This is a genomic window from Roseateles sp. (assembly GCF_046300915.1).
In the GTDB taxonomy this organism is placed as follows: Bacteria; Pseudomonadota; Gammaproteobacteria; order Burkholderiales; family Burkholderiaceae_C; genus Kinneretia.
The window spans coordinates 1-2,890 of record NZ_JBKCLH010000091.1 but is presented as its reverse complement, the minus strand read 5'-3'; the positions used below and the strand labels follow the sequence as shown (position 1 = coordinate 2,890).

The 2,890-nt window shown below is 65.6% G+C and carries 2 protein-coding genes; both read left to right on the top strand.

What is annotated here, in order from left to right; genetic code table 11:
• Positions 1-198 precede the first annotated feature (198 nt).
• Positions 199-1,401 carry an amino acid aminotransferase gene (locus ACK5F2_RS06980; RefSeq protein WP_409863745.1) on the top strand — a complete coding sequence of 401 codons (1,203 nt, stop codon included), beginning with the start codon at positions 199-201 and terminating at the stop codon, positions 1,399-1,401.
• A 154-nt stretch (positions 1,402-1,555) separates the two neighbouring features.
• Positions 1,556-2,869: a polyhydroxyalkanoate depolymerase gene (locus ACK5F2_RS06975; protein WP_409863743.1), complete on the top strand. Its 1,314-nt coding sequence runs from the start codon at positions 1,556-1,558 to the stop codon at positions 2,867-2,869.
• Positions 2,870-2,890 lie beyond the last annotated feature (21 nt).

Below are 2,890 nucleotides of genomic sequence, written 5' to 3'. Positions count from 1 at the left end.
CCCTTGGGCGCCTCAGCGCCTTCGGCGGTTTTGTCAATGAGGCGATCTGAATCTTGCATGTGCTGGAGCCGGGTCAGTAACAAAGAGAGAAGCGAAGGGCCCACCTAAAATCGCAAGGCTGGGCAACCCGCAAGGGTAGCGCAGGCGCCGTTCGATTGCTCGAACGCTCTTGCCACCGTCATGTCAGGAAAGCCGTCCATGTCCTTGTTTGCCGCCGTCGAAATGGCCCCCCGCGACCCCATCCTGGGCCTCAACGAGCAATTCAACGCCGACACCAACCCCGCAAAGGTCAATCTGGGCGTCGGCGTCTACTACGACGAGAACGGCAAGCTGCCCCTGCTGAAGTGCGTGGCCCAGGCCGAAGCCCAGATGCAGGCCGATCCCAAGGCCCGCGGCTACCTGCCCATCGACGGCATCGCCGCCTACGACAAGGCCGTGCAGGAGCTGGTCTTCGGCGCCGGCAGCGCCGTGCTGGCCGCCAAGCGCGTGGCCACGGTGCAGGCCCTGGGCGGCACCGGCGGCCTGAAGATCGGCGCCGACTTCCTCAAGCGCCTGAACCCGGGCGCCAAGGTGCTGATCTCCGACCCGAGCTGGGAAAACCACCGCGCCCTGTTCACCAACGCCGGCTTCCCGGTCGAGAACTACCCCTACTACGACGCTGCCGCCCGCGGCATCAATTTCGAGGGCATGCTGGCCGCACTGAACGCAGCCCCCGCCGGCACCGTGGTCGTGCTGCATGCCTGCTGCCACAACCCCACCGGCTATGACCTCACGCCGGCCCAGTGGGCTCAGGTGGTGGACGCCGTCAAGGCGCGCGGCCTGGTGGCCTTCCTGGACATGGCCTACCAGGGCTTTGGCGAGGGCATCGCCGAAGACGGCGCCGTGATCCAGCAGTTCCTGGCCAGCGGCCTGGACTTCTTCGTCTCCACCAGCTTCTCCAAGAGCTTCTCGCTCTATGGCGAGCGCGTGGGCGCCCTCTCGGTGGTCTGCGCCACGGCCGAGGAAAGCACCAAGGTGCTGAGCCAGCTGAAGATCGTCATCCGCACCAACTACTCCAACCCGCCCACCCATGGCGCCCAGGTCGTGGCCACCGTGCTGTCCACCCCCGCCCTGCGCCAGCTCTGGGAGGACGAGCTGGCCGGCATGCGTCTGCGCATCCGCGCCATGCGTGAGGCCCTGGTCCAGGCCCTGCGGGCCGCCGGCGTCACCCAGGACCTGAGCTTCGTCACCCGCCAGAAGGGCATGTTCAGCTACTCGGGGCTGAGCGCCGCCCAGATGCAGCGCCTGCGCAGCGAGTTCGGCGTCTACGGCGTGGACTCCGGCCGCATCTGCGTGGCTGCGCTGAACGAAAAGAACCTGCCGGCTGTCGCCCAGGCGATGGCGACCGTGCTCAAGAGCTGAGAAGCTGGGCAGAACGCGCATTCCTGCCGGCTTTGGCCCGCCGCCAGCCCGGTGTAATGTTGCGCTGCAACATTTCTGGCACCATTACCGGGTTGCGAGATCCTGCCCGCAATCCGGTTCACGGCCACCAGCCATCCCTTAGCGAGGTCCCTCCATGCTGTATCAGCTCTACGAAACCCAGCGAGCCCTGCTGAGCCCCTTTGCGGAGTTCGCCAGCGCTTCGGCCAAGCTCTACAGCCACCCGCTCTCGCCCTTCACCCATCTGCCCCTGTCACAGCGGGTGTCGGCGGGCTTGGACCTGATGCACCGCCTGGCCAAGGAGTATGAGAAGCCGGCCTTCAACATCCACAGTGTGGAGGTCGACGGCGTGGACGTGGCCGTGCAGGAACTGGTGCCGCTAGAAATGCCTTTCTGCCGTCTGCTGCGCTTCAAGCGCTACACCGATGACCCGGCCGTGCTTGCCAAGATGAAGGACCAGCCCACGGTGCTGGTGGTGGCGCCGCTCTCGGGCCACCACAGCACCCTGCTGCGCGACACCGTGCGCCAGTTGCTGAAGGATCACAAGGTCTTCATCACCGACTGGACCGATGCCCGCTTCGTGCCGCTGGAGGTGGGCCCCTTCCATCTGGATAACTACATCGCCTATGTGCAGGACTTCATCCGCCATATCGGTGCGGCCGACTGCCACGTGATCTCGGTCTGCCAGCCCACGGTACCGGTGCTGGCCGCCATCTCCCTGATGGCCAGCCGCGGCGAAGCCACACCGCGCTCCATGACCATGATGGGCGGCCCCATCGACGCCCGCAGAAGCCCGACGGCCGTCAACAACCTGGCCATGAACCGCAGCTTCAGCTGGTTCGAGAACAACGTCATCTACCGCGTGCCGCCCAACTACCCGGGCGCCGGTCGCGCGGTCTACCCGGGCTTTATGCAGCACACGGGCTTCGTGGCCATGAACCCGGACCGGCATCTGAGCTCGCACTACGACTACTTCCTGGACCTGGTGCGCGGCGACGATGACAGTGCCGAGTCCCACCGCCAGTTCTACGATGAGTACAACGCCGTGCTGGACATGCCGGCCGAGTACTACCTGGACACCATCAAGACCGTGTTCCAGGACTTTGCGCTGGTCAACGGAACCTGGAACGTCAAGGGTCAGCTGGTTCGCCCACAGGACATCCAAGGCACAGCCCTATTGACCGTGGAAGGCGAGTTGGACGACATCTCTGGCGCCGGACAGACCCGTGCCGCCCATGCGCTGTGCTCCGGCATCGCGCCCGAGCATCAGTACCACTACGATGCCGTCGGCGCCGGGCATTACGGCATCTTCTCCGGCCGCCGCTGGCGCGAGAAGGTCTACCCGGAAGTGCGCGATTTCATCGCCAAGTACGACCACGGTGAAGCAGCGGCCGAGGCCGAGGCGCAAGCCACCGTCAGCAAGGCACGCAAAGGCCGCGCCAAGACTTGAAGCGCTCGACTGAAGCCATGC